General features: G+C 73.3%; 16 protein-coding genes. 3 read left to right on the forward strand and 13 right to left on the reverse strand.

What is annotated here, in order from left to right:
* Window position 1 precedes the first annotated feature (1 nt).
* From AB0L25_RS01940 to AB0L25_RS01950, 3 genes are all read right to left on the reverse strand, one after another.
* Window positions 2–1,219, reverse strand: coding sequence for a PP2C family protein-serine/threonine phosphatase (locus AB0L25_RS01940; protein WP_500167649.1), 1,218 nt, complete (start codon window positions 1,217–1,219; stop codon window positions 2–4).
* Between the two features lie 120 nt (window positions 1,220–1,339).
* Window positions 1,340–1,969: an SDR family oxidoreductase gene (locus AB0L25_RS01945; protein WP_500167650.1), complete on the reverse strand. Its 630-nt coding sequence runs from the start codon at window positions 1,967–1,969 to the stop codon at window positions 1,340–1,342.
* A 365-nt stretch (window positions 1,970–2,334) separates the two neighbouring features.
* Window positions 2,335–3,438 carry a GlxA family transcriptional regulator gene (locus tag AB0L25_RS01950; RefSeq protein WP_500167652.1) on the reverse strand — a complete coding sequence of 368 codons (1,104 nt, stop codon included), beginning with the start codon at window positions 3,436–3,438 and terminating at the stop codon, window positions 2,335–2,337.
* A 98-nt stretch (window positions 3,439–3,536) separates the two neighbouring features.
* Here AB0L25_RS01950 and AB0L25_RS01955 point away from each other — a divergent pair, with 98 nt between their 5' ends.
* A complete protein-coding gene (locus AB0L25_RS01955; RefSeq protein WP_500167653.1) occupies window positions 3,537–4,322 on the forward strand; it encodes an NAD(P)H-dependent oxidoreductase in 786 nt (261 codons plus the stop codon).
* Between the two features lie 53 nt (window positions 4,323–4,375).
* Here the strand turns inward: AB0L25_RS01955 and AB0L25_RS01960 are convergent, their stop codons facing one another.
* Together AB0L25_RS01960 and AB0L25_RS01965 are read right to left on the reverse strand one after the other, a co-directional pair.
* Window positions 4,376–6,025 (reverse strand): Dyp-type peroxidase, encoded by a 1,650-nt coding sequence (locus AB0L25_RS01960; RefSeq protein WP_500167654.1) that lies wholly within the window; start codon window positions 6,023–6,025, stop codon window positions 4,376–4,378.
* Window positions 6,026–6,364: 339 nt separating this feature from the next.
* Window positions 6,365–7,936, reverse strand: a complete 1,572-nt coding sequence (locus AB0L25_RS01965; RefSeq protein ID WP_500167656.1) for a phosphodiester glycosidase family protein — start codon at window positions 7,934–7,936, stop codon at window positions 6,365–6,367.
* A gap of 285 nt (window positions 7,937–8,221) precedes the next feature.
* On the opposite strand from AB0L25_RS01965, the gene AB0L25_RS01970 reads away from it, so the two are divergent.
* Window positions 8,222–9,469, forward strand: coding sequence for a serine hydrolase domain-containing protein (locus tag AB0L25_RS01970; RefSeq protein ID WP_500167658.1), 1,248 nt, complete (start codon window positions 8,222–8,224; stop codon window positions 9,467–9,469).
* A 67-nt stretch (window positions 9,470–9,536) separates the two neighbouring features.
* On the opposite strand, the gene AB0L25_RS01975 is transcribed toward AB0L25_RS01970, so the two are convergent.
* From AB0L25_RS01975 to AB0L25_RS01990, 4 genes are all read right to left on the reverse strand, one after another.
* Window positions 9,537–11,180: an ABC-F family ATP-binding cassette domain-containing protein gene (locus AB0L25_RS01975; RefSeq protein ID WP_500167660.1), complete on the reverse strand. Its 1,644-nt coding sequence runs from the start codon at window positions 11,178–11,180 to the stop codon at window positions 9,537–9,539.
* 90 nt (window positions 11,181–11,270) lie between these two features.
* Entirely contained in the window at window positions 11,271–12,278 is a 1,008-nt protein-coding gene (locus tag AB0L25_RS01980) for a LacI family DNA-binding transcriptional regulator (RefSeq protein WP_500167662.1), read from the reverse strand.
* A 57-nt stretch (window positions 12,279–12,335) separates the two neighbouring features.
* Complete coding sequence (locus AB0L25_RS01985) at window positions 12,336–13,226, reverse strand: DUF4429 domain-containing protein (RefSeq protein ID WP_500167664.1); 891 nt, start codon at window positions 13,224–13,226, stop codon at window positions 12,336–12,338.
* A 48-nt stretch (window positions 13,227–13,274) separates the two neighbouring features.
* Window positions 13,275–14,966 (reverse strand): proline--tRNA ligase, encoded by a 1,692-nt coding sequence (locus AB0L25_RS01990; protein WP_500167666.1) that lies wholly within the window; start codon window positions 14,964–14,966, stop codon window positions 13,275–13,277.
* Window positions 14,967–15,117: 151 nt separating this feature from the next.
* On the opposite strand from AB0L25_RS01990, the gene proS reads away from it, so the two are divergent.
* Complete coding sequence (proS, locus tag AB0L25_RS01995; protein ID WP_500167668.1) at window positions 15,118–16,566, forward strand: proline--tRNA ligase; 1,449 nt, start codon at window positions 15,118–15,120, stop codon at window positions 16,564–16,566.
* 24 nt (window positions 16,567–16,590) lie between these two features.
* Here the strand turns inward: proS and AB0L25_RS02000 are convergent, their stop codons facing one another.
* The 4 genes from AB0L25_RS02000 to AB0L25_RS02015 all read right to left on the reverse strand — a co-directional run bounded on the left by AB0L25_RS02000 (window position 16,591) and on the right by AB0L25_RS02015 (window position 20,909).
* On the reverse strand, window positions 16,591–17,109 hold the full coding sequence (locus AB0L25_RS02000; RefSeq protein WP_500167670.1) for a DUF6328 family protein: 519 nt from the start codon (window positions 17,107–17,109) through the stop codon (window positions 16,591–16,593).
* 101 nt (window positions 17,110–17,210) lie between these two features.
* Window positions 17,211–17,735, reverse strand: coding sequence for a DUF6328 family protein (locus AB0L25_RS02005; protein WP_500167672.1), 525 nt, complete (start codon window positions 17,733–17,735; stop codon window positions 17,211–17,213).
* 134 nt (window positions 17,736–17,869) lie between these two features.
* Complete coding sequence (locus AB0L25_RS02010) at window positions 17,870–20,053, reverse strand: SpoIIE family protein phosphatase (protein WP_500167673.1); 2,184 nt, start codon at window positions 20,051–20,053, stop codon at window positions 17,870–17,872.
* Window positions 20,054–20,156: 103 nt separating this feature from the next.
* Window positions 20,157–20,909, reverse strand: coding sequence for an ANTAR domain-containing response regulator (locus AB0L25_RS02015; RefSeq protein WP_500167675.1), 753 nt, complete (start codon window positions 20,907–20,909; stop codon window positions 20,157–20,159).
* Between the last annotated feature and the right edge of the window lie 49 nt (window positions 20,910–20,958).

Genomic DNA, 20,958 nt, shown 5'->3' on the forward strand with positions numbered 1-20,958 from the left:
GTCAGCCGGGGGAGCGGCGCAGCACCAGCAGGGCGACGTCGTCCTCCGGCAGCCGCCGGCCGATCATCGCCGCCATCACCGCGGCGCCGACCGCCTCGGGCGGACCGGCATACGCGGCGTCGCACAGCGCGGCGATCCCGTCGGTCACCGACTCGCCCCGCCGCTCGACCAGCCCGTCGGTGTAGAAGCACAGCACGGCGCCCGGCGGCAGTTCGATCGCCGTCGCCTTCCGGGGCACGTCGGCGCCGAGCCCGATCAGCACGTCCGGCTTCATCGCGACCGGACGCGCCGGACGGTCCGGCAGCGCGAGCACCGGCGGCCAGTGCCCGGCCGAGGCCAGCCGCATCCGGGTCAGCGCGGCATCGCACACGCCGTACAACACGGTCGCGGTCGCCTCCGGCTCGAAATGGACGACCTTCTTGTTCAGCTTGTGCAGCACCTCGGCGGGGTCGCTCGTCTCGAGCGCGTAGGCCCGCAACGCGCTCCGCAGCCGCCCCATCACGACCGCGGCCCCGAGGCCGTGCCCCACCACGTCCCCCATCACGAAGCCGATCTCACCGGAGGGAAGGGCGAACACGTCGTACCAGTCGCCGCCGACGCTGGCCCGGCCGGGCCGGTAGCGCGCGGCCAGCTCCAGACCGGGCAGGTCCGGAAGCGCGGTCGGCACCAGGCTGCGCTGCAGTTCCAGCGCGCCCGCGCGTTCCGCCCGGCTGATCTGGAAACGCACCGCCATCGCGGCGCGCGCCGCCGCGAGCTGCACGAACTCGGTCTCCTCGGCGGTGAACCGGCGCGGCACGAGCGTCCCGACGTGCAGCACCCCCAGCAGCGCGCCCTCGGCGACGAGCGGGACGCCGAGCAGGGAGTGCAGGCCCCGCTGCACCAGCAGCGGGTTGAACACGTTCGCGCTCGTGACGTCCTCGATGTAGACCGGGCGCCGCTCCGCGGCGACGCGTCCGGCGAACCCTTCCCCCACCGGGACGTGCGCCGCCTGGCTGACCTCCTCCTCGATGCCCCGGGCGGCCGTCGCCACCAAAAACCGGTTCTGGCGATCGACGAGCAGCACGACCGCCGTGTCGACGCGCAGCACCTCGCGGACCCGTTCCAGCAGAGCGTCCAGCATCTCGTCGAGGTCCATGTGCATGAACGCTTCGTCGTCGAGTGCCCGGGTGTTCTCCAGCTTGCGCGCGACGTCCGTGAGGGCTCCTAAAGGGTCGGTCACTCAGGCCACTGTATGCGGGGTCGCCACACTTTCGCCCCGATTGCCGCACCTTGGGGAAAACAACGGTATTGCCTGAAAGATCGACTCATCACGCTCGCCCCAGCGGCCCGCCGCGCGGCCTCACACCCCGCGCGGGCGCCATCGCCCGAAACCGCCTTCGGTGTTGATGACCTGCCCGGTGATCCAGCGCGCCTCGTCCGTCACCAGCCAGCCGATCAACCGCGCCGGATCGTCGGGCTCCCCGTACCGGCCGAACGGGAACATCGGCGCGATCGCCCGCCACATGTCCTCGGTCACGTATCCGGTGTCGACGGGACCGGGATTGACCGTGTTGAGCCGGATCCCCCGGTCCGCGAGCTGGTCGGCGAGGGTGACGGTGACGCCCGCGAGCGCCGCCTTCGCCGCCGCGTAGGCGACCTCCCCGGGCATCGGCCCGAGGCCCTGCCCGGACGTCATGAAGACGATCGAGCCGCCGGGCCGCCCGTCGTGCCGTCCGGCGAACGCCTGGGCGAGCAGGATGCAGGACCGTGCGTCGACCGCCCAATGCCGGTCCAGGTCCGCCGCCGACAGCTCGCCGAGGGCCCCGTCCTCCCCGCTCAGCGCGTGGTTGCACACCAGGACGTCCACGTGCCCGAACTCGGCCGCCGCGGCGTCGATGACCCGCTCCGGCGCACCCGGCTCCGTCAGGTCGGCGTGCAGGTCCGCGACACGCGTCCCGTCCGCGCCGAGATGCGCCCGCACACCGTCCACCACCGCCCCTACGCTCCACCCTGCTCGCGCTCCGCGCTGCTCGTGCCCGTCTCACTGGCGCCCCGGCGCCGCCCGCGCCCCACCACCTTCCGTTCCACGCCGCTGGCGCCCCGGCGCGCTCCCGCTCTGCGCTGCTCCCGCTCCGGCGCCGTCTGTGCTCCGGCGGCGCCCGTGCCCGAGCCCCTGCGGCCCGTGCCGCCTGCGCTCTCCGCCGTTCGCGTTCTGCGCTGCTCGCGCCTGGGCCGTTCGCGCCACGACGACGTCCGGGCGAGCCGTGCCGCTCGCGCTGCGTGGTGCTTGGGCCGTCGGTGCGTAGTCGGCTGGCGTGGCGTTGCGGGGCGGCTGGGGCCGTGGGTTTGGGGTGGTCAGGGGGTGGAGGTGGGGCCGCGGAAGGTGGCTCGGTAGGTGCTGGGGGAGACGCCCAGTTGTGCTCGCATGTGCGCGCGGAGGGAGGCGGCCGTGCCGAAGCCCGCGCGTTCGGCGATCCGGTCTACCGGCAGGTCCGTTCGCTCCAGCAACTGGCGTGCCCGTTCGACCCGCTGGAGCGTCAGCCACGACGCGGCCGACATCCCCGTCTCGTCGCGGAAGCGGCGGGTGAAGGTCCGGACGCTCATCGACGCGCGTGCCGCCAACTCCGCGAGGGTGACCGGACGGTCGAGGTGCCGCAGGGCCCACGTGCGGGCGGCGTCCGTCGACGGGCCGCTCGGCGGCGGCACCGGACGCGCGACGAACTGCGCCTGACCGCCCTCCCGGTGCGGCGGCACGACCGTGCGGCGGGCGACGTCCGCCGCCACCGCCGCGCCGTGGTCGCGGCGGATCATGTGCAGCGCCAGGTCGATGCCCGCGGCCTCGCCCGCCGAGGTCAGGACGCGGCCCTCGTCGACGTACAGGACGGCCGGGTCCACGCGGACGGCGGGGAAGTGGTCGGCCAGCCGGTCGCACGACAGCCAGTGCGTGGTGGCGCGGAGCCCGTCCAGCAGGCCCGCCGCCGCCAGGACGAACGCGCCCGTGCAGACGGACGCGATGCGGGCCCCGCGTGTGTGCGCGGCCCGCAGGGCGTCCGTCACCGGATCCCCTTCGATGGGCGACACGGTTCCGGGAGTGGCCGATTGCCCCGCGCGTCTGGGCTCAGGGTCGCCGTTCGGTGGGGGCGGATGTTGGAGGTCCGGCCTGCCGGTGCTGGTGGGGGCGGGTCTGTCGGCGGCTTCTCGTGTGTAGGTCTCGTCCAGGGCGTGGGAGGCGGGGACGAGGATGGTGGCGGCCTCGGCTAGTGCCTCGAGTCCGTGGGGGGCCGTCACCGTGAAGTCGGCGTCGGTGCGGACGGCGCCCGCCTCGATTCCGCAGGTCACGACCTCGTACAGCGGTGTCCCGTCCGCCGCTTGCGCGGCTCCGAAGAGCTGGTGGACGAGGCCCAGTTCCATCGGCAGGACGCCTTCGCGCACCAGCACCGCGAGTCGGTGGGGCTCCATGGCCGGATCCTTGCACATGTTGGCTCACCGGCCACTGACGGGTCCGGTGGGCGGGCGGGGAGCATCGGGGTGTCCGGAATCGACCGAACGGAGGCGTTGTGAACATCCTGTGGACGTTCGCGCATCCCGAGCCCCGATCCCTGAACGGCGTCCTGCGCGATCATGGTTTGGAGACTCTGCGCGGGCTCGGCCATCGCGTTCGCGAGTCGGACCTGTACGCGATGGGCTGGAACCCCGTTGTCGGCCCCGCCGACTTCGGCCATGATCCGCGCGAACGCCTGCTGGTGGGGGACGCGTCCGAACGCGCCCATGCCGCCGGGACGCTCGGTGCCGACATTCGCGCCGAACAGGACAAGCTCCGGTGGGCGGACGCGCTCGTCCTGCAGTTCCCGCTCTGGTGGCACGGGATGCCGGCCATCCTCAAGGGCTGGTTCGACCGGGTGTTCGTGCAGGGCTTCGCGTTCGGCCTGCCCGGCGCCCGCCGGTACGGGGACGGCGGTCTGGCCGGGCGGCGGGTCCTCGTCGTCACGACCGCCGGGGCCCGTCCCACCGGGTTCGGGCCGCGCGGCATCCACGGCGACGCCGAGGAGCTGCTGTTCCCGCTGCTGCACGGCACGCTGTTCTACAGCGGCATGGACGTCCTGCCGCCGCTGGTCATCGGCGGAGCCGACCGCGTTCAGACGGCCGACGCCGCGGCGGCGCGGCTGGACGAGCGGCTCCGCGGGCTCGAGACCGCGGAGCCCGTCCCGTACCGGCCGGAGCGCGGCGGCGACTACGACGGCGACCTCGTTCTGCGCCCGCACCTGGCGGCGGGGCGCGCGGGCCTGGGCGTCCACCGCGCCGGTCGGGGCGACCGCTCGGCCGGGGCGCGCCCGCCCCGGTGAGGCGTGTGCGGCATCGCCCGCCGGGGGATGCCGCACACGGTCTGCACGCGGTGCTACGCGCCCGCCGCGAGGCGGCGGATCAGCTTCTTGCTCGGTGTGAAGGCGTACTCGGTGCCCTGGGTCCGGACGAACCGTTCGATCTTGAGCTCCCGCGGGACGTCCTTGCCGTTCGCCTTCGCGGGCCGCTCGTAGAACCGGCAGGTCATCGTCGGGGACGAGCCGATCACCGGGTCGACGCCGTCGGGCTTCTCGGAGTTCGGCAGGCCGGGGACGACCTTGTTCGGGAAGTCGTCGTTGTTCGCCCAGCTCCGCTGGAGGAACTCGAACTGTTCGGCGAGGTCGGAGCAGAACGCGACGAACACGAGCCCGCGTTCGGTGTCGGCGCCGTTGCCCTCGCCCGTCGCCGGGTCGAACTTCGGGCCGAAGGCGATGCCGCGCCGGATGATCCGCCGCCGCGACGCGGTCTTCCCCTCGTTCGGGGGCCGCTCGGCGAGGCCGTTGCGCGGGTGCATCTTACGGATGTGGGAGCAGCGCGGGGTGTCGTAGCCGGCCGGGTCGTCGCCGTAGTCGAAGTCGTTGTCCATGCGGACGCCCGACTTGTGCGGGTCGGCGTCGGGGTGGTGGGCGAGCGGGGCGCCGCTGCGCCACCGTCCGACCATGCGGGCCGCGAGCCGGTCCTTCTGCTCGGCGGACTGCTCGGCGCCGAGCCGTTCGATCTGCGCCCACCAGCCCGCGACGTCCTGCCGCAGCCTGCGGAGCACCATGAAGGAGCCGTCCTCCATCCACGCCGGGCAGTTCAGCTCCGCGCGGCCGTCGCCGGCCGGACGGTTGATCCGCCCGTTCTTGATCTGGTGGGGCGACTTGCCCAGGACGAACTCGCCGGGGGCGACGAGGACCGTGCCGGGACGGTCCTTGCGTTCGTCCGTCCTCGCCGGCTCGGGCTTGTGGAACTGCTTGACGCCCGGCTGGGAGACGCCGTCCTTGAAGCCGAAGTGCTCGTGGCCGGCGGCCTCGCCCGGCAGCGTCGCGGCGGCCTGCTCGTACACCTCCGCCACCTGGTGGCGGGCGCACAGATCGCGGATGCGCGACAGTTTGTTCCGCAGGTCCTCGGGACGGTCGGCGGCCACCGTGACCACCGCGTGGACGTTCCAGTCGTCGTGCCCGGCCACGTCGTGGCCGAAGTACCAGTGGCTCGGGTCGTCGACGCCCGTGTCGCCGAGGATGTCGGCCCGCTTCGCGGGGCCCTGCAGGAACGCCGCCATCGTGGACTCGCGGGGGAGGTTCCCCGGGTCCTGGAGGTCCTTGCGGATCTGCTCGTCGCCGACCAGGCGGAGGGCCTCGACGGTCAGCGCCATGCCGACCCAGGTCGCGGCCATGTCGGCCGGGTCGTGGCCGAGGAGGCGGCGGCGCTCGCTGAACCGTTCGTTGAAATCCTCGACCTCCCGCGTGTCGGAGATCATCGGTTCCATCCGGCCGAGCCATTGCCGTGCCTTGGCGGCGTCGGTGAACCGCAGTAGCAGGAACGTCTGCTGGTCCTTGTTGAACGCCGCCAGCACATTGCCCTGAATGTTCTCCGACCAGCGGAGCGGGCGCGACTCGTCCCGGGTCTCCGGGGTCGGCGCGCGCATGTCGGTCAGCACCTCGCCGTCGCTGACCTGCCGCATGATGGCCGACTCCAGTTCCACGGGAATCTGCGTTGTCATGGAGGAGGACCTTTCTGCTCGCCGCCGATGGCGGTCGGGGACGCCCGTCCCGGCCGAGAGACAATGCGGACTCGACGCCCGAAAAAGGCGTGCTTTCGGGTCGATCGTATGATTATCGGCCGAGTGCGGCGTCTAGGGCGTTCAACAGATCGGCAAACATTTGCCCCTAGCGGAACGGATGCCGAAAAGCGAGCAAAAATGCCTTGGGAAGATCGGCTGTATCCCTTTGTGGTGCGCCGGGCGCGGCCGATCGTGGCGGGCTTCCCGCCACGATCGGCCGTCGCCGCGGTCCGGACGCGGGCGCCGGGCATGCGTCGTCGCGCTGCGACGCGCGCCGGGTTACGGGCGGACGAGCAGCACGTTGCCGAGCGAGCGCTGCCCGGCCGCGTCGGACGGACGGTTCACGATGCCGGCGTCCGAGGTCACCATGACGCTCGAACCGCCGCCGTCGAGGTTCAGCGCCTCCCGGGCGCCGAGGAGCTTCATGAGCTCGCCGGTCTGGGCGATGCCGAGCCCCTCGCTGTAGCCGGCCTGGCGCCCGTCGACCACGACGAGCATGAGCCGTCCGCGGGCGTCCATGCCGATCATCGAGCGCGGGTTGCTCCGGACGGCCCAGTTGTAGGTGAACGTCTGGTCGGTGCCCAGGCGGATCAGCCCGTCGGCCTTCGCGCTCACCGCCACCCGACCGTTCCGGACCAGGGTGGGGCCGACCTGGAGGATCGTGGTGTCGCGGGTCAGCGGGACGCGGCGGCCCCGGCCGTCCTCGACGCGCTCGTCGACGCGCAGCCGGTCACCGATCTCGACGTTCTCGAGCAGCCAGGCGGCGCTGTCCCCGATGGCCTGCACGGTGGAGCCGCCGGCGGGCACCCGCGCGCCGCGCGACGCGTTCACGTCCGTCACCCGGTCGCGGGCGTCCAGGACGATCTCCGCGCCCGCGCCGGCGGGCGGCGTGCCCCACTCGGGGGTGAACAGGACGAGCTCGCTGGCGTCGGTGCAGGCCAGGTCGTGCTGCGGCTGCTCGGTCGGCTGGTCGCCGCCCACGCCGCCGCAGTTCCAGATTCGGCCCGGCAGCCGGTTGACGCCGTCGACCTCGACGCGCTCCCGGCCGACCCGCAGGGTCACGTGCGCGGTGAAGGAGTCCACGTCCACCGCGCGCCCACCCCGGGTGATCTTGATGCCGCCGCGGCCCTGGGTGGCCGAGCCGAGCAGCCGGCCGTCCTTGACGTACAGGCCGCCGGGCGCGCCGTCGTAGAACCACTGCGCGTTCACCCCGGCGAGGGCGCCCGCCGCGCTCGCCAGCTCGGTCAGCTTCTCGGTGCCGTTCAGCGCCGGGCCGAAGTCGGTGCCGACCGTGCCGCCGAACTCGCGGAAGTCGATGCGGAGCACGTGCACCTTCTGGGGCGCCCCGGCGTCGGTGCCGTCCTGCGCGGTGTAGCGCGTGCCGCCCGCGAACCCGGCCGCCCTGATCGCGGACAGCGCGGCCGACGCCTCGGCGCCGGTGGCGTACCGCCCGACCCGGACGATCCAGCCGACCGGCCCCGCCGGCTGATCGGCGTACGCGGGCGAGGAGACCTCCCGCAGCAGCGGGTCGAACCCCTTGTCCCGCAGCGCACCGGCCACCCGGTCGGCGATCTCCTTCGAGCCCAGCGCGGTGCCGGCCGTGTCGAGCCGCCCGTCGATCGCGGCCGGCAGGTAGACGTGGACCGTCCAGTGGTCGTCGGCGTCCTTCGCCCCGAGCGACAGCGAGGTCAGCGTCACGCCGTCGGCGAGCTCGGTGGTCTCCGGCGGCGCGCTCAACGGCAGCTCGCCGCCGAAGAAGGAGCCGTGCCGGTGGGCCGCCGCGGCGGGTGCCTGCAGCGCCAGCGCGGTCGCTGCCGCCGCCAGGGCGGCGAGGGTCTTTCTCGGGCGCATCCCGTCCTCCAGATCAACGCCGAATGGGCAAAATCACCCAATGGCGTGCGGATGGCCCCGAACCGGCCCGCAGCGGTCGTCCGCGAAACCTGGCGTGAACAGCGAGGGACGTTCGCGCAGGTCGGGGCGGGGTCTTCGGGCAGGTGACACCGCGCGCGGTAGTGCTGGCTACACCGCGTTTCTTCCTGTGTGCGTTATGGATGCGAAGGCTTCGGGCCGAAATTCTTGAGGGGTTCCCGAGCAACGCCCCCGCTCCACCGACCAGGTGGTCTTCGAGGAGAAACGATGTCCGAGCACCCCCGGCCCGCCGCTCGTCCGACCGTCCCGTCCCGGCCCCGGCGGCGGCCGCCGCGGATCGCCGCCGCGGCGGTGGCGGGCGCTCTCCTGGCGGGCGGCCTGACCGGCTGCGACGTCGGCGACGCGGCCGACGCCGAGGCGGAGATCGGCGTCGCCAAGAACGAGATCGCCGTCCAGAAGGCGATGCAGGAGCTGGTGAAGGCCGGGTTCCCCGGCGTGATGGTCTCGGTCAAGGGCAAGGACGGCAAGACCCGCGACTACTCGGCCGGGGTCGGCGACCGGGAGACGGGCGACGCGCCTCCGAAGAACGGGTACTTCCGGATCGCCAGCAACACCAAGTCGTTCACCGCCGTGGCCGTCCTCCAGCTGGTCGGCGAGGGCAAGGTGAAGCTCGACGAGCCGGTCGACACCTACCTGCCGGGCGTCGTCAAGGGACCGGACTACGACGGCGAAAAGATCACCGTGCGGCACCTGCTGCAGCACACCAGCGGCATCCCCGACTACACCCAGTGGGTGGACGCCGATACGGGCAAGAGGCCGACGACGACCTACACGGCGGAGCAGCTCCTCGCGCCCGCGCTGAAGCACAAGGCCGACTTCCCCGTCGGGAAGATGCGGGCCTACAGCAACACGAACTACATCATCGCCGGGATGCTCGTCGAGAAGCTGGACGGCAAGCCGGTCGGCGACGCGGTCACCGCGCGGGTCATCGAACGGGCCGGGCTGGAGCAGACGTCCTGGCCGAAGCCCGGCGACCAGAGCGTCCCGAAGCCCCGCATGGAGGGGTACACGGCGCCGATCGGCGGGAAGCTGACGAACGTCACCGAGATGGACCCCTCGATCTCGGGCGCCGCCGGCATGGCGATCTCCACCCCGCGCGACCTCAACAGGTTCTTCCGCGCCGTCGTCGACGGAACGCTCCTGCCCGCCGCGCAGCTCAAGGAGATGCAGAAGACCATCGAGGGGGAGCCGGGCGACATGCCGAACACCGTCTTCGGGCTCGGCCTGGACAAGCAGACCCTGTCCTGCGGCGACGTCTGGGGCCACGGCGGCGACATCCACGGCTACGAGTCGCGCGGCGGCGTGATGGCGGACGGCCGCGAGGTCACGGTCGTCGTCAACGCCCTGCCGGGTGCGATCATCGAGAAGCGGCCGTCGATGGAGGCCATGGAGAAGGAGGCCATGGCGAAGGCGACGGCGGTCCTGGACTTCGTCGACACGGCCATCTGCGAGTGACCCGTCGAGAACCGCCGGCGGCGCTCCCGGGCCGGGGGCGCCACCGGCGTTCCGGCGTGCCCGGGTGTCAGCGCGGACGGGCGACGCGCGACTCGTCCCACACCGGCTCGGACGACTCGTACACCGAGCCGTCGGCGCCGAACACGAGGAAGCGGTCGAAGGAGCGGGCGAACCAGCGGTCGTGCGTGACCGCGAGGACCGTCCCCTCGAACGACTCCAGGCCCTCCTGGAGCGCCTCGGCGCTCGCGAGGTCGAGGTTGTCGGTGGGCTCGTCCAGGAGCAGGAGCGTCGCGCCGCCCAGTTCGAGCAGGAGGATCTGCAGCCGGGCCTGCTGGCCGCCCGAGAGGGTCTCGAACGGCTGCTCGGCGCAGACCGTCAGCTCGTACCGGGCGAGCGCCGACATCGCGTCGTTGCGGAGCCGGGCGTGCTCGGTCATGACGATCTCGCACGGCGTCCGTCCGTCCAGGTCGGGACGGGCGTGGGTCTGCGCGAACAGGCCGGGGACGACGCGGGCGCCGAGCCGCCCGACGCCGGTGTGCGCGACCGGGGCGACGGGCGCGGTGCCGCGCGGGACCGTCTCGGCGACGGACGCGAGCAGCCGCAGGAAGTGCGACTTCCCGGACCCGTTCGACCCGAGCACCGCGACGCGCTCGCCGTACCAGATCTCGGCGTCGAACGGCTTCATCAGCCCGGTGAGCTCGAGGCCCTCGCAGATCACCGCGCGCTTGCCGGTGCGCCCGCCGCGCAGCCGCATCTTGATCGACTGGTCGCGGGGCGGGACCTCGGGCGGGCCCGCCTCCTCGAACCGGCGCAGCCGCGTCTGCGCCGCCTGGTAGCGGGACGCCATCGAGTCGTTGAACGTCGCCTTGTTCTTGAGCATCATGACGAGCTGCTTGAGCTTCGCGTGCTCCTCGTCCCAGCGGCGCCGCAGCTCCTCGAGGCGCTCGTTGCGGTCGCGGCGCGCCTCGGCGTAGGTCGCGAACCGGCCGCCGTGCACCCACACCCGCCCGGCCTCGACGGTGACGATCCGGTCGGCGGCGGCGTCGAGCAGCTCCCGGTCGTGCGAGACGATCAGCACGGTCTTGGGCGTCTCGCGGAGCCGCTCCTCCAGCCACTGCTTGCCGGGGACGTCGAGGTAGTTGTCGGGCTCGTCGAGGAGGAGCACCTCGTCGGGGCCGCGCAGCAGGGCCTCCAGGACGAGCCGTTTCTGCTCGCCGCCCGACAGCGTGCGGACCTCGCGCCACCGGCACGAGTCGTACGGGACGCCGAGGGCCGCGACGCAGCAGGCGTCCCACAGCACCTCGATCTCGTAGCCGCCCGCGTCGCCCCAGCCCGCGAGCGCGTTCGCGTAGCGGAGCTGCGTGGGCTCGTCGTCGCGTTCCATCATCGCGAGCTCGGCGGCCTCCACGGCCGCGGCGGCGTCGCGGACGCGCGGCGGCGCGACCGACAAGAGCAGGTCGTGCACCGAGGAGTCGTCCCGGACGTTGCCGACGAACTGCCGCATCACGCCGAGCCCGCCGCTGTGCGCGACGGTCCCCTCCTGCGGCGCCAGGTCGCCGGCGACCAGCCGCAGCATGGTCGTCTTCCCGGCGCCGTTCGGCCCGACCAGCGCGGCCGTCACCCCTTCGCCGACCCGGAACGACGCGTCGTCCAGCAGGACCCGGCCGTCGGGCAACGTGTGCCGCACATGCCCGACCTCGACGTGTCCCACGGTTGCGCCCCCTCGCGATCGCCGTCCGGAGCCGAGTCTCGGCACCCGTCCCCGTCCACGTCAAACGGTTTTCGGCTCGCGCGCCGCGCGTCAGGCCGTCCCGCGGACGACCAGGCCGGTGTCGCAGACGACCGGCGCGCGGGCGTCCGGGCCGCAGGACCCGAGCAGCATCTCGACCATCGCCCGTCCCATGCGCTCGGTGGGCTGGTGGACGGTGGTGAGCATCGGCAGCGTCGGACGGCGGGCGGCCGTGTCCTCGAACCCGACGAGCGCGACGTCGTCCGGCACGCGGCGCCCCCGCCGCTCCAGCTCGCGCAGCGCCCCGGCGGCCATCACGTCGGACGCGGCGAACACCGCGTCCAGGCCGGGCCGCCGCGCCAGGAGGCGCCGCATCGCGAGCATCCCGCCGGCCTCCGTGAAGTCGCCGAACGCCACCGGCCCCGGACGGCCGCCCAGCGCCCGCCGGTATCCGGCGAGGCGGTCGGCGCCCACGGACCGCTCCGGCGGACCGGCGATCGCGGCGATCCGGCGGCGGCCGCGGCCGATCAGGTACTCGACGGCGCGCCGGCTCCCGCCGCGGTTGTCGGCGTCGACGTAGCCGGCGTCGCCCGCCCCGCCGGGGTCCACCCCGCCGGGACGCCCCGCCGCCACGGTGGGCACGCCGGCGCGCCGCAGCAGGCCGGCGAGCGGCTCCCGGGGCAGCGTGGACAGCAGCAGGACGCCGTCCGTCCGCGGCTCGCGCAGCCGCCGCGCCAGTGCCGCGCGCTCGCCGCGCGACCGCGCCCAGTGCAGCGCCACCGCCGCCCCGGCCGTGTCGGCCGCCGCGGTGATCCCGTCCAGGAGCTGGCCGAGGTAGGGCTGCTCGAACCGGCGGCCCGGCTCCTCCGCCAGCACCACCGCGAGGACGCCCGGACGCCCGCCGGCCAGCGCGCGCGCCGCCGCGTGGGGCACGTACCCGAGGTCCCGCGCCGCCCGCAGGACGGCCGTCCGCGCCCGCTCGCTCACCCGCGCGGAACCGTTGATCGCCCGGGACGCGGTGCCGCGCCCCACCCCGGCGCGGGCGGCGACGTCTTCGAGCGTCGGACGGCGGTCGGCCATGCCCCCTGTTCTACAGGGCGGCCCCGCCCGCGCGCCACGAGCCGGGGAAGCCCGGCGTCAGAAGCGGCGGAGGAGGGCCTGCTTGGCGGTGGCGAACTCCTCCTCGGTGAGGATGCCCTCCCTGTGCAGGTCGCCGAGTTCGCGCAGCCGCCGCAGGAGGACGTCGTGGTCGTCGGCCGTCGCCGCCGGGGCCGGTTCGGCGGCGGCCGCCGCGGGCAGCGCAGGGACGTCCTCGGGCGCCGGGGCGCTCGGGTGCGGGAGCCGGGCCACGACGGCGGCGGCCACGGCGATCGCGGCGGCGCCCTCCTTCTTGGTGCCCCACAGCGTCAGGCAGTACGGATCGTGCTTCGGCTTGGGCGGAGTGCCCTGGTCCTTCATGTGGAACCGCAGGTGCCCCTCGTCCAGCCCGACGGACGGGTGCAGCTCGACCTTCACGACGTCCGCCAGCGAGAACTGCTTGGGGCCCGCCTTCTGCTTCGCGTGCTCGGCCATCCAGCTCCAGTCGAGCCGGACGGTCTCCCCGTCGAACGTCACCGACCCCTCCCCGCCGGACGCCCGCAGCGGGACGCTCGGGCCGGGCAGCAGGTACCGGTCCACCGGCCCGGTGCCGACCTGCTCGATCTGCAGCGAATCGCGCACCTCGTCGACGAAGTACTCGGCGAGGGCCGAGGCGTCCTTGTCGATGCTCAGCCGGTACGGGTCGGACGACTCGTCGAGCGCGTTGCCCGCGGCCTGCACCAGCGGGTCCGCGCCCTGCCGCAGCCGCACCCGCAGCACGCCGCCCTTCTTGCCCGGCTCGTAGGCGATCCCGGCGACGGCCTCCAGCGGCACCTCGAGCTCGCCGAGGAGGCGCCGCAGCCGGTGCACGCCGCGCCCGTTCCCCGGGACGATCCGCACGAGAGCACCGTCGAACGTCCAGCGGCCTTCATTTCCGGTGACTTCTGCCATGACCCCGATTCCCGACATCGTCCGTCCGGTGAACACAGGGTAGAGCGCTCAGACCCCCACGAGGGAGCGCACGTGCGCCACGACCGCGTCGAGCGCGATCTTCTCCGTCTCGCCGGTCGAGCGCGCCGTCACCTCGGCCATGCCCTCGGCGAGGGCACGCCGCCCGATCGTCACCCGGTAGGGGATGCCGGTCAGCTCGACGTCGCGGAACTTGACGCCCGCCCGCTCCGGCCGGTCGTCGATCACGACCTCGACGCCCGCCGCCGCGAGGCCCGCGTAGACGTCCTCGGCCGCCGCGAGCACGTCGTCGGTGGTCTGCGCGGGGACGACGGCGACGTGGAACGGCGCGACGGCGAGCGGCCACACGATGCCGCGCTCGTCGTGGTGGGTCTCGACGATCGCGGCCATCGCCCGCTCGACGCCGATCCCGTAGCTGCCCATGACGATCGGGACCTGCTTGCCGTCCGGGTCCAGCACCTCGGCGCCGAGCGCCCGGGAGTAGCGGTCACCGAGCTTGAAGATGTGCCCGATCTCGATGGCCCGGACCACCCGCAGCGGCTCCCCGCACCGCGGGCACGGCTCCCCGGCGGCGACCTCCCGCAGGTCCGCCCATGTCCCGACGGCGATGTCGCGCCCGACGTCCACGCCACGCAGGTGGACGTCGTCGGTGTTCGCGCCGGTGAACATGTTCCGGCGGCCGCGCAGCGCCTCGTCCGCGATCACCGGCAGGCCGACGCCGACCGCGCCGAGGCTGCCGGGCAGCGCGCCGAGCGCCTCCCGGATCTCCTCCGGCTCCGCCGCCCGGATCGACGCGGCGCCCGTGACGTCCACGAGCTTCTGCTCGTTGAGCGGATGGTCGCCGCGCAGCAGGACGAGCGTGAGCGCGCCGTCGAGCAGGTACACGAGCGTCTTGATCTGCCGGTCGCCCGGCGCGTCGTAGGCGTGCAGGTCCTCGATGGTGCGGACGCCCGGCGTGTCGAACCGCTCGGGCGCCGCCGGGCCCGGCTCGTCCTCGACCGGGTCCAGACGGGACGTCGCCCGCTCGATGTTCGCGGCGTACCCGCACGCGGGGGAGTGGGCGACGAGGTCCTCGCCGACGTCGGCGGGGCACATGAACTCGGTGGAGCCCGCGCCGCCCATCGTCCCGCTGGACGCCTCGCAGGCCAGCGCGGGCAGGTCGAGCCGCTCGAAGATCCGCGTGTAGGCGCCGTGGTAGGCGTCGAACGACGCGTCCAGGCCCGCCCGGTCGATGTCGAAGCTGTAGGCGTCCTTCATGGTGAACTCGCGCGTCCGCATGAGGCCGCCCTTGGGGCGCGGTTCGTCCCGGAACTTCGTCTGGAACTGGTACCACTGCTGCGGCAGCCGCTTGTAGGAGTGCAGCTCCTGCGCGATCGTCGCGAAGATCTCCTCGTGCGTCATGCCGAGCGCCAGCTCGGCGCCGCGCCGGTCGCGGAGCCGGAACATCTCCTCGCCCATCAGCTCCCACCGGCCGGACCGCCGCCACGGCTCCGCCGGATGCACGGCCGGGAGCAGCATCTCCTGCCCGCCGATCGCGTTCATCTCCTGCCGCACGACCTCGATCACCTTCGCGCGTACGCGCACCGCCAGCGGCAGCAGCGAGTAGTGCCCGGACGCGAGCAGGCGGACGTATCCCGCGCGCAGGAGCAGCCGGTGGCTCGGCGCGTCCGCGTCGGCGGGGTCTTCGCGGAGCGTGGGCACGAACATCTGGGACCAGCGCATCACGCGAGGTTACCCAACAAGCCGCCGCCGACCCCGCAACCGAGCCCGAGCCCGAGCCGAGGCAAGGCCGGGACGGCCGTATGGGGGGTGGGAGGTCACCGAAAGGGCACGGTGGGGGTGGAGGGCGGCGCAGGTCAGTACCCTGTCCTGCGTGAGTCGAGAAGGTGTGACGCCGCAGAGCGAGGATTTCTCCGCCTGGTACAACGAGCTGGTCGTGCAGGCGCAGCTCGTGGACCGTGGCCCGGTTCGCGGCACGATGGTGATCCGACCGTACGGGTACCGGGTGTGGGAGCTGCTCCAGGCCGACCTGGACCGGCGGATCAAGGACGCGGGGCACGACAACGCGTGCTTCCCGATGCTCATCCCGGAGTCCTACCTCAAGCGCGAGGCGGAGCACGTCGAGGGCTTCTCGCCGGAGCTGGCGGTCGTGACGCACGCGGGCGGCAAGGACCTGGAGGAGCCGCTGGTCGTGCGGCCCACGTCCGAGACCGTCATCGGCGAGTACATGGCGAAGTGGATCGACTCGCACCGCGATCTGCCGCTGCTGCTGAACCAGTGGGCGAACGTGGTCCGCTGGGAGATGCGGCCCCGCATGTTCCTGCGCACGACCGAGTTCCTCTGGCAGGAGGGCCACACCGCGCACGCCGACGAGGCCGACGCGATGCGGGAGACGATGTGGGCCCTGGACGCCTACGCGGGGGTCGCGCGGGAGCTGGCCGCGATGCCGGTCGTGCCGGGCGAGAAGACGCCCGGCGAGCGGTTCGCCGGCGCGGTGCGCACGTACACGATCGAGGGCATGATGCGGGACGGCCGCGCCCTGCAGGCCGGCACGTCCCACTACCTCGGGACGAACTTCGCGAAGGCGTTCGAGATCCAGTACCAGGACGAGGCGGGCAGGCTGACGCTCGCGCACACGACGTCCTGGGGCATGAGCACCCGCATGATCGGCGGCGTGATCATGACGCACGGGGACGACAAGGGGCTCGTGCTGCCGCCGCGTCTCGCCCCCTACCAGGTCGTGATCGTGCCGATCGGGCGCAAGGAGCAGGGCGAGCAGACGGCCGCCGAGGCGCGGCGGCTGGGCGCGGCGGTCCGGTCGATGGGCATCCGCGTGCACGTCGACGACAACCGGCCGCAGCTCTCGCCGGGCTTCAAGTTCAACGAGTGGGAGATGCGCGGCGTCCCGGTCCGGATCGAGCTGGGCAAGCGCGACCTGGAGGCCGGGGTCGCCACGGTCGTCCGGCGGCTGCCGACGGCGGAGGGGCAGGGCAAGGAGCAGATCCCGCTGGAGAAGGTGCCGGAGCTGATCCCGGGGATCCTCGCCGAGTTCCAGTCGTTCCTGCTGGCCCGCGCCGAGGCGTTCCGCGAGGAGCGCACCGCCGTCGTCGACTCGTGGGACGCCTTCGCCGGCCAGGTCGCGGAGGGCTGGGCGCGCGCCCTGCACTGCGGCCGCACCGAGTGCGAGGACGCGATCAAGGCCGACACCGCCGCGACCCCGCGCGTCATCCCGACGGACGCGCCGGAGGAGTCGGGCGCGTGCGTGAAGTGCGGGGAGCCGTCCGCGTACGGCAAGCGCGTGATCTTCGGCAAGTCGTACTGACGCGACGGGCGCCGGGGGCGGCGGTCAGCCGCCGTCCCCGGCGTCCTCGTCGTCCCCGTTCGCGCGGGTGGCCTGCACGCGGTCCCGGAACGGCTGGACGAACCACAGCCACGCGCACACGACCACCACGGCGGCGGCGGTGACGATCGCCCACCAGTCCTCGGTGAGGGTCTGGACGATCAGCGTGGTGGCGGCCGTGATCGACACGGCGAGCGCGATGCCGCCGCAGATGCCGAGGCGGTTGGCGCGGCGGATCAGCACCGCCTTCTTGTTCATCCGGAACAGGATGCGGTGCTGGAACACCGGGGTGCTGAAGCAGATCGACGCGGCCGCGGCGCCGAAGAGCGCGATGTAGAACAGGATCTCGCCGGTGTCGTCGACCTTGTCGAACCGCGCCGCGAACGGGACGGTCAGCAGGAAGGCGAACAGCACCTGCACGCCGGTCACCGCGACACGGAACCCCTGGAGCAGTTCGATCAGCTGCCGGTCGAGACGTTCGTGCTCGGTCTCGTTGCGAGGCTTCTGGGCCGGGTCTACGCTCATGAACGATCCATTACCCGGTAAAGAAGTGAACAGTCGGTCATAGTCGGATCTGTTGCGAGCGCCCCGTCGGGGGCCGTCGTCCGGAAGCCGAGGTCCGGACCCTACTCCGTGCCGGGGAGGTCTTCGAGCTTGGTGCGGGCCATGCGGCGGATCAGCCGGAGGCGCTGGCCCAGCGGCTGCAGGAACCACAGCCAGCCGCACAACGCCACGACGCAGAGCGCGGTGGTGGCCGCCGCCCACCACGCCGTCAGCGTTTCCATGACCAATGTGGTGGACGCCGAGATCGACAGGGCGAGGGCGATGCCGCCGCAGATTCCGAGCCGGTTCGCCCGGCACACCAGCATCTCTTTTTGGTCCATCCGAAAAAGGATTCGGTGCTGGAACACCGGCGCGCTGAAACAGATCGACGCGAATGCCGCCCCGTACAGTGCGATGAAGAAGAGGATCCGGCCCGTCTCGTCGATCTTTCCCCACCCCGCTGCGTACGGCACGGTCAGCAGGAACGCGAAGAGCATCTGCACGCCCGTGACGGCGACACGGAAGCCCTGCAGCATTTCGATGAGTTGCCGGTCGAGTCGCTCATGATCGGTTTCGTTGCGTGGCTTGAGTGACGGGTCGACGCTCATGGAGTTTAGGTACCCAGGCAGCGCGCTGACCAGTCGATTTGGTGGGTCAAGTCTGCCGGACGCACCAGTTTCTTCGGGGAATTCGCAATCTCTCGGATTGATTTCGCATTCCGTGCGCGAGCGCGCGCGGCCGCTCAATTCAGGGACGGCGCCTCCACCCGCAGCGCCAGCATGGACACGTCGTCGCGCAGATCGCCGTCGCAGAACTCCAGCAGGGCGCGCTCCACCGCCGCGAGCATGCCCTCCGGCGTGTCCTTGGCGTGCGCGGCGAGCGTCTCCAGCAGCCGCTCCATCCCGAACTCCTGCCGCTGCAGGTCGCACGCCTCCAGGACGCCGTCGGAATGCAGGACGAGCGTGTCCCCGACGGACAGCTCGACGCCGTCCAGGCCCGGCTCGAAGTCCTCGAACAGCCCGAGCGGCACCCCGCCCCGCGACGCCGACCGGATCACCCCGTCCGCCTTGACCACGATCGCCGGCGGGTGCCCCGCCACACCGAGCGAGACCAGCGCCCGCTCCGTCTCCATCGTGACCCCCGCCATCACGGCGGTGACGAACCGGTCCTCGTCCAGCAGCGCCTCGTTGACGACGCCGAGGACGTCCCCGGGCGTGGGCTTCCAGCGGGCCGCGAGCCGCGCGCAGTGCCGGGCGGTGGCGGTGACGGCCGCCGCGTCCTCGCCCTTGCCGCACACGTCGCCGAGGATCAGCCCCCAGCCGTCCTCGGTGCGGAACACGTCGTAGAAGTCGCCGCCGACCTCGGCGGCGCCGTGCGTCGCCGTCAGGTAGCGGGCCGCGACGGACGCGCCCGGGATCTCCGGGAGCGTCTTCGGCAGCAGCCCCGCCTGCAGCGTGTCGGCGACCTCGGCGCGCCGCCGGTACAGCCGGGACGCGCGGATCACCAGCGCCAGGTACCGGCCGAGGCGCTGTACGACGCCGAGGTCCATGAGGTCGAACGGCCCGTAGTCGCCGCTGGCCGTCAGGGTGATCGTGCCGAGGCAGCGCTCGCCGTCCTCGATCGGGACGCTCAGCACCGACGTCGCGCCGATCTTGGCGCAGACGGGCTGGCCGTCCGGGCAGACGCCCAGCAGTTCCAGGTCGTCCACGTGCGGCCGCACGGTGCTCTGCCGGGTGAGGAACACGGTGTGCGGGAGCGTGCCCTGCGCGGGCTCCAGCTCCTCCAGCATCCGCGCCGCCTCGACGGACCGCTCGTCGTCCGGGCCCATCGCGACCTGGCGGCGCAGCAGCGGGACGGCGTCCGCGGCGGTGGCGCCGCCGGCCCCGGCGAGCACCGGGCCGCCGGGGCCGGTGAGGTCGACGAACGCCCAGTCGGCCAGCTCGGCCGCGAGCAGCCGGGCGCAGCGCCGCACCGCGACCGTCTCGTTGAACACCGGTTCGTCCAGCAGCAGCTCGCAGGCGGTCGCGAGGACGTCCATGCGGTGGACGAGCGTGGCGACGGTCTCGTCGTCGCCCGGCGGGACGACCGGGGCCTGCGGCGCCGGTATGGCCCGCTCGGCGCGCGCGTCGTCCGTCCCGGCCCGTCCGGCCGTGGCGCGCCGGGCTCCCGGCCCGTCGGCGGCCGGCTGCCGGGGGACCGCCGTCCGCGGGACGGTCGGCGCCGGGTCCGCCGCGTTCCGTCCGTCCGGCCGCGGCGCGTTCTTCGCCGCGCGCGCGCCCGCGGCGCGCTTCTCCGGCTCCTGCTTCCCGGCCTCCTCGGCCGGCCGGGCCCGCGTCGCGCCCTCGCCGCCCTGCGGGGGGCCCGCGGCGCCCGCGGCGACCACGACCATCGGGTCCGGCTCGCCGCGGATCCACACCCGCGCCAGCGTCACCACGGCGTCGATGCCGCGTTCCCGGCCGAGGAAGCGGACCTGCACGCGCCGCCGCCGGCCCGTCCGGACGACCGCCGCGAGCTGCGACCGCACCGCCGCCCGCGTGGCCAGGTCGCAGAACGACGCGAACTGCTTGCCGGACACATAGCCCGCCGACACGCCGAGCAGCTGCGCGGCCTGCCGGTTCACCCGCCGCACGCTGCTGCTCCGGTCGAGCAGGAACAGCGGCACGGGCGCGTCCTGGAACACCGTGCGCAGCACGCGCCGCTCGTTCTCGGCCGCCGACGACCCGCCCTGCTCGGGGCCGTGCTCGGTGCCCATGGTGCGCAGCGCCGCCAGCGCGAGTTCGAGTTCGACCAGCGCCGCGTCGAGCGTCGCGCGCAGATCGGGTTCGGGCATGCCCGCGGCCTGCCGCAGCTCCCCGATACGCCCCTCGAGCTCGGTGATCTCGCGCAGCATCGCCTCCGGCTCGAGCTGATCGAACTGATCGTGCATCCGATCTCCCTTTCGTCCGTCCGCCACGGAGAAACCCGATCGGCCACCGCCCTGACCGGGCCGGGCCCTGCTCTTCACGACCTCTTTGCCATGGCCCGCCCGGCTAGGTGATCCCCTGGTCACCGACGATACGCTGCGCCAATGCCGTGAGCTTCACGTGCCGTGTCTGGGAGATGCGGCGCATCTCGGCGAACGCCTCGTCGGCGTCGCACCCGAGCGCGTGCATCAGGATGCCCTTCGCCTGGTCCACGATGGCGCGGGCCTCGACCGCCTCCTGGAGCTGGACGGCCGTGCGGTGGACGTCGTCGTACTGCTGGGTGTTCGACATCGTCGCGCTGCCCTGCGCCATCAGCAGCGCGGCCAGCGCGTGCCGCCCGGGGCCGAGCGACTTGGGGGTCACCCCGTACAGCGTGAGGGTGACCATGACGTTCGCGTTCAGGTGCGGGGACGTGATGAAGCAGCGGACGCCGCGCCGCAGCATGTCCGCCATCGTGTCGGGCCAGCGGGTCTCGACCAGGATGTCGTCGGACCCGTGCGGGCGCCGCTCCAGCACCACGTCGAACAGGGGCCCCTCGCCGCGCGCCAGCTGGCGGTCGGTGACCTCGGCGATGTCGGGATGGCTGGCCGCGGCGGCCAGCGGTTCGGGACGCGCGTCCTCGGGCACGGCGGGGGCGGGGCCGTTCGCCCGGGGCAGCGCCCAGCGGACGCCGGACGCGCCGGCGCAGCCCGGAACCGCCCGGGCGGCCAGCTCGGCCACGCGATGCAGCGTCCCCACGTCGGAGGACTCCCCGACCACGCCCAGCCGCGCGATCTCCAGCGCGAGCTGGTCGGTCAGGACCGTGTCGGTCGGCGTCACACCAATGACGGTATCTCGCCGTTCGCCGTGCGCCGACCCTCGCCCCGGG

The organism is Spirillospora sp. NPDC052242 (assembly GCF_040679555.1).
Classification (GTDB): Bacteria; Actinomycetota; Actinomycetes; order Streptosporangiales; family Streptosporangiaceae; genus Spirillospora.

What these genes read in the sequence shown, in the direction of transcription:
- AB0L25_RS01970 (WP_500167658.1), top strand. Translation starts at nt 8,222, where the DNA reads ATGTCCGAGCACCCCCGGCCCGCCGCTCGTCCGACCGTCCCGTCCCGG.
- AB0L25_RS01960 (WP_500167654.1), bottom strand. Translation starts at nt 6,025, where the DNA reads ATGACAACGCAGATTCCCGTGGAACTGGAGTCGGCCATCATGCGGCAG.
- AB0L25_RS02010 (WP_500167673.1), bottom strand. Translation starts at nt 20,053, where the DNA reads ATGCACGATCAGTTCGATCAGCTCGAGCCGGAGGCGATGCTGCGCGAG.
- AB0L25_RS02005 (WP_500167672.1), bottom strand. Translation starts at nt 17,735, where the DNA reads ATGAGCGTCGACCCGTCACTCAAGCCACGCAACGAAACCGATCATGAG.
- AB0L25_RS01990 (WP_500167666.1), bottom strand. Translation starts at nt 14,966, where the DNA reads ATGCGCTGGTCCCAGATGTTCGTGCCCACGCTCCGCGAAGACCCCGCC.
- AB0L25_RS01965 (WP_500167656.1), bottom strand. Translation starts at nt 7,936, where the DNA reads ATGCGCCCGAGAAAGACCCTCGCCGCCCTGGCGGCGGCAGCGACCGCG.
- AB0L25_RS01985 (WP_500167664.1), bottom strand. Translation starts at nt 13,226, where the DNA reads ATGGCAGAAGTCACCGGAAATGAAGGCCGCTGGACGTTCGACGGTGCT.
- AB0L25_RS01980 (WP_500167662.1), bottom strand. Translation starts at nt 12,278, where the DNA reads ATGGCCGACCGCCGTCCGACGCTCGAAGACGTCGCCGCCCGCGCCGGG.
- AB0L25_RS02000 (WP_500167670.1), bottom strand. Translation starts at nt 17,109, where the DNA reads ATGAGCGTAGACCCGGCCCAGAAGCCTCGCAACGAGACCGAGCACGAA.
- AB0L25_RS01950 (WP_500167652.1), bottom strand. Translation starts at nt 3,438, where the DNA reads ATGGAGCCCCACCGACTCGCGGTGCTGGTGCGCGAAGGCGTCCTGCCG.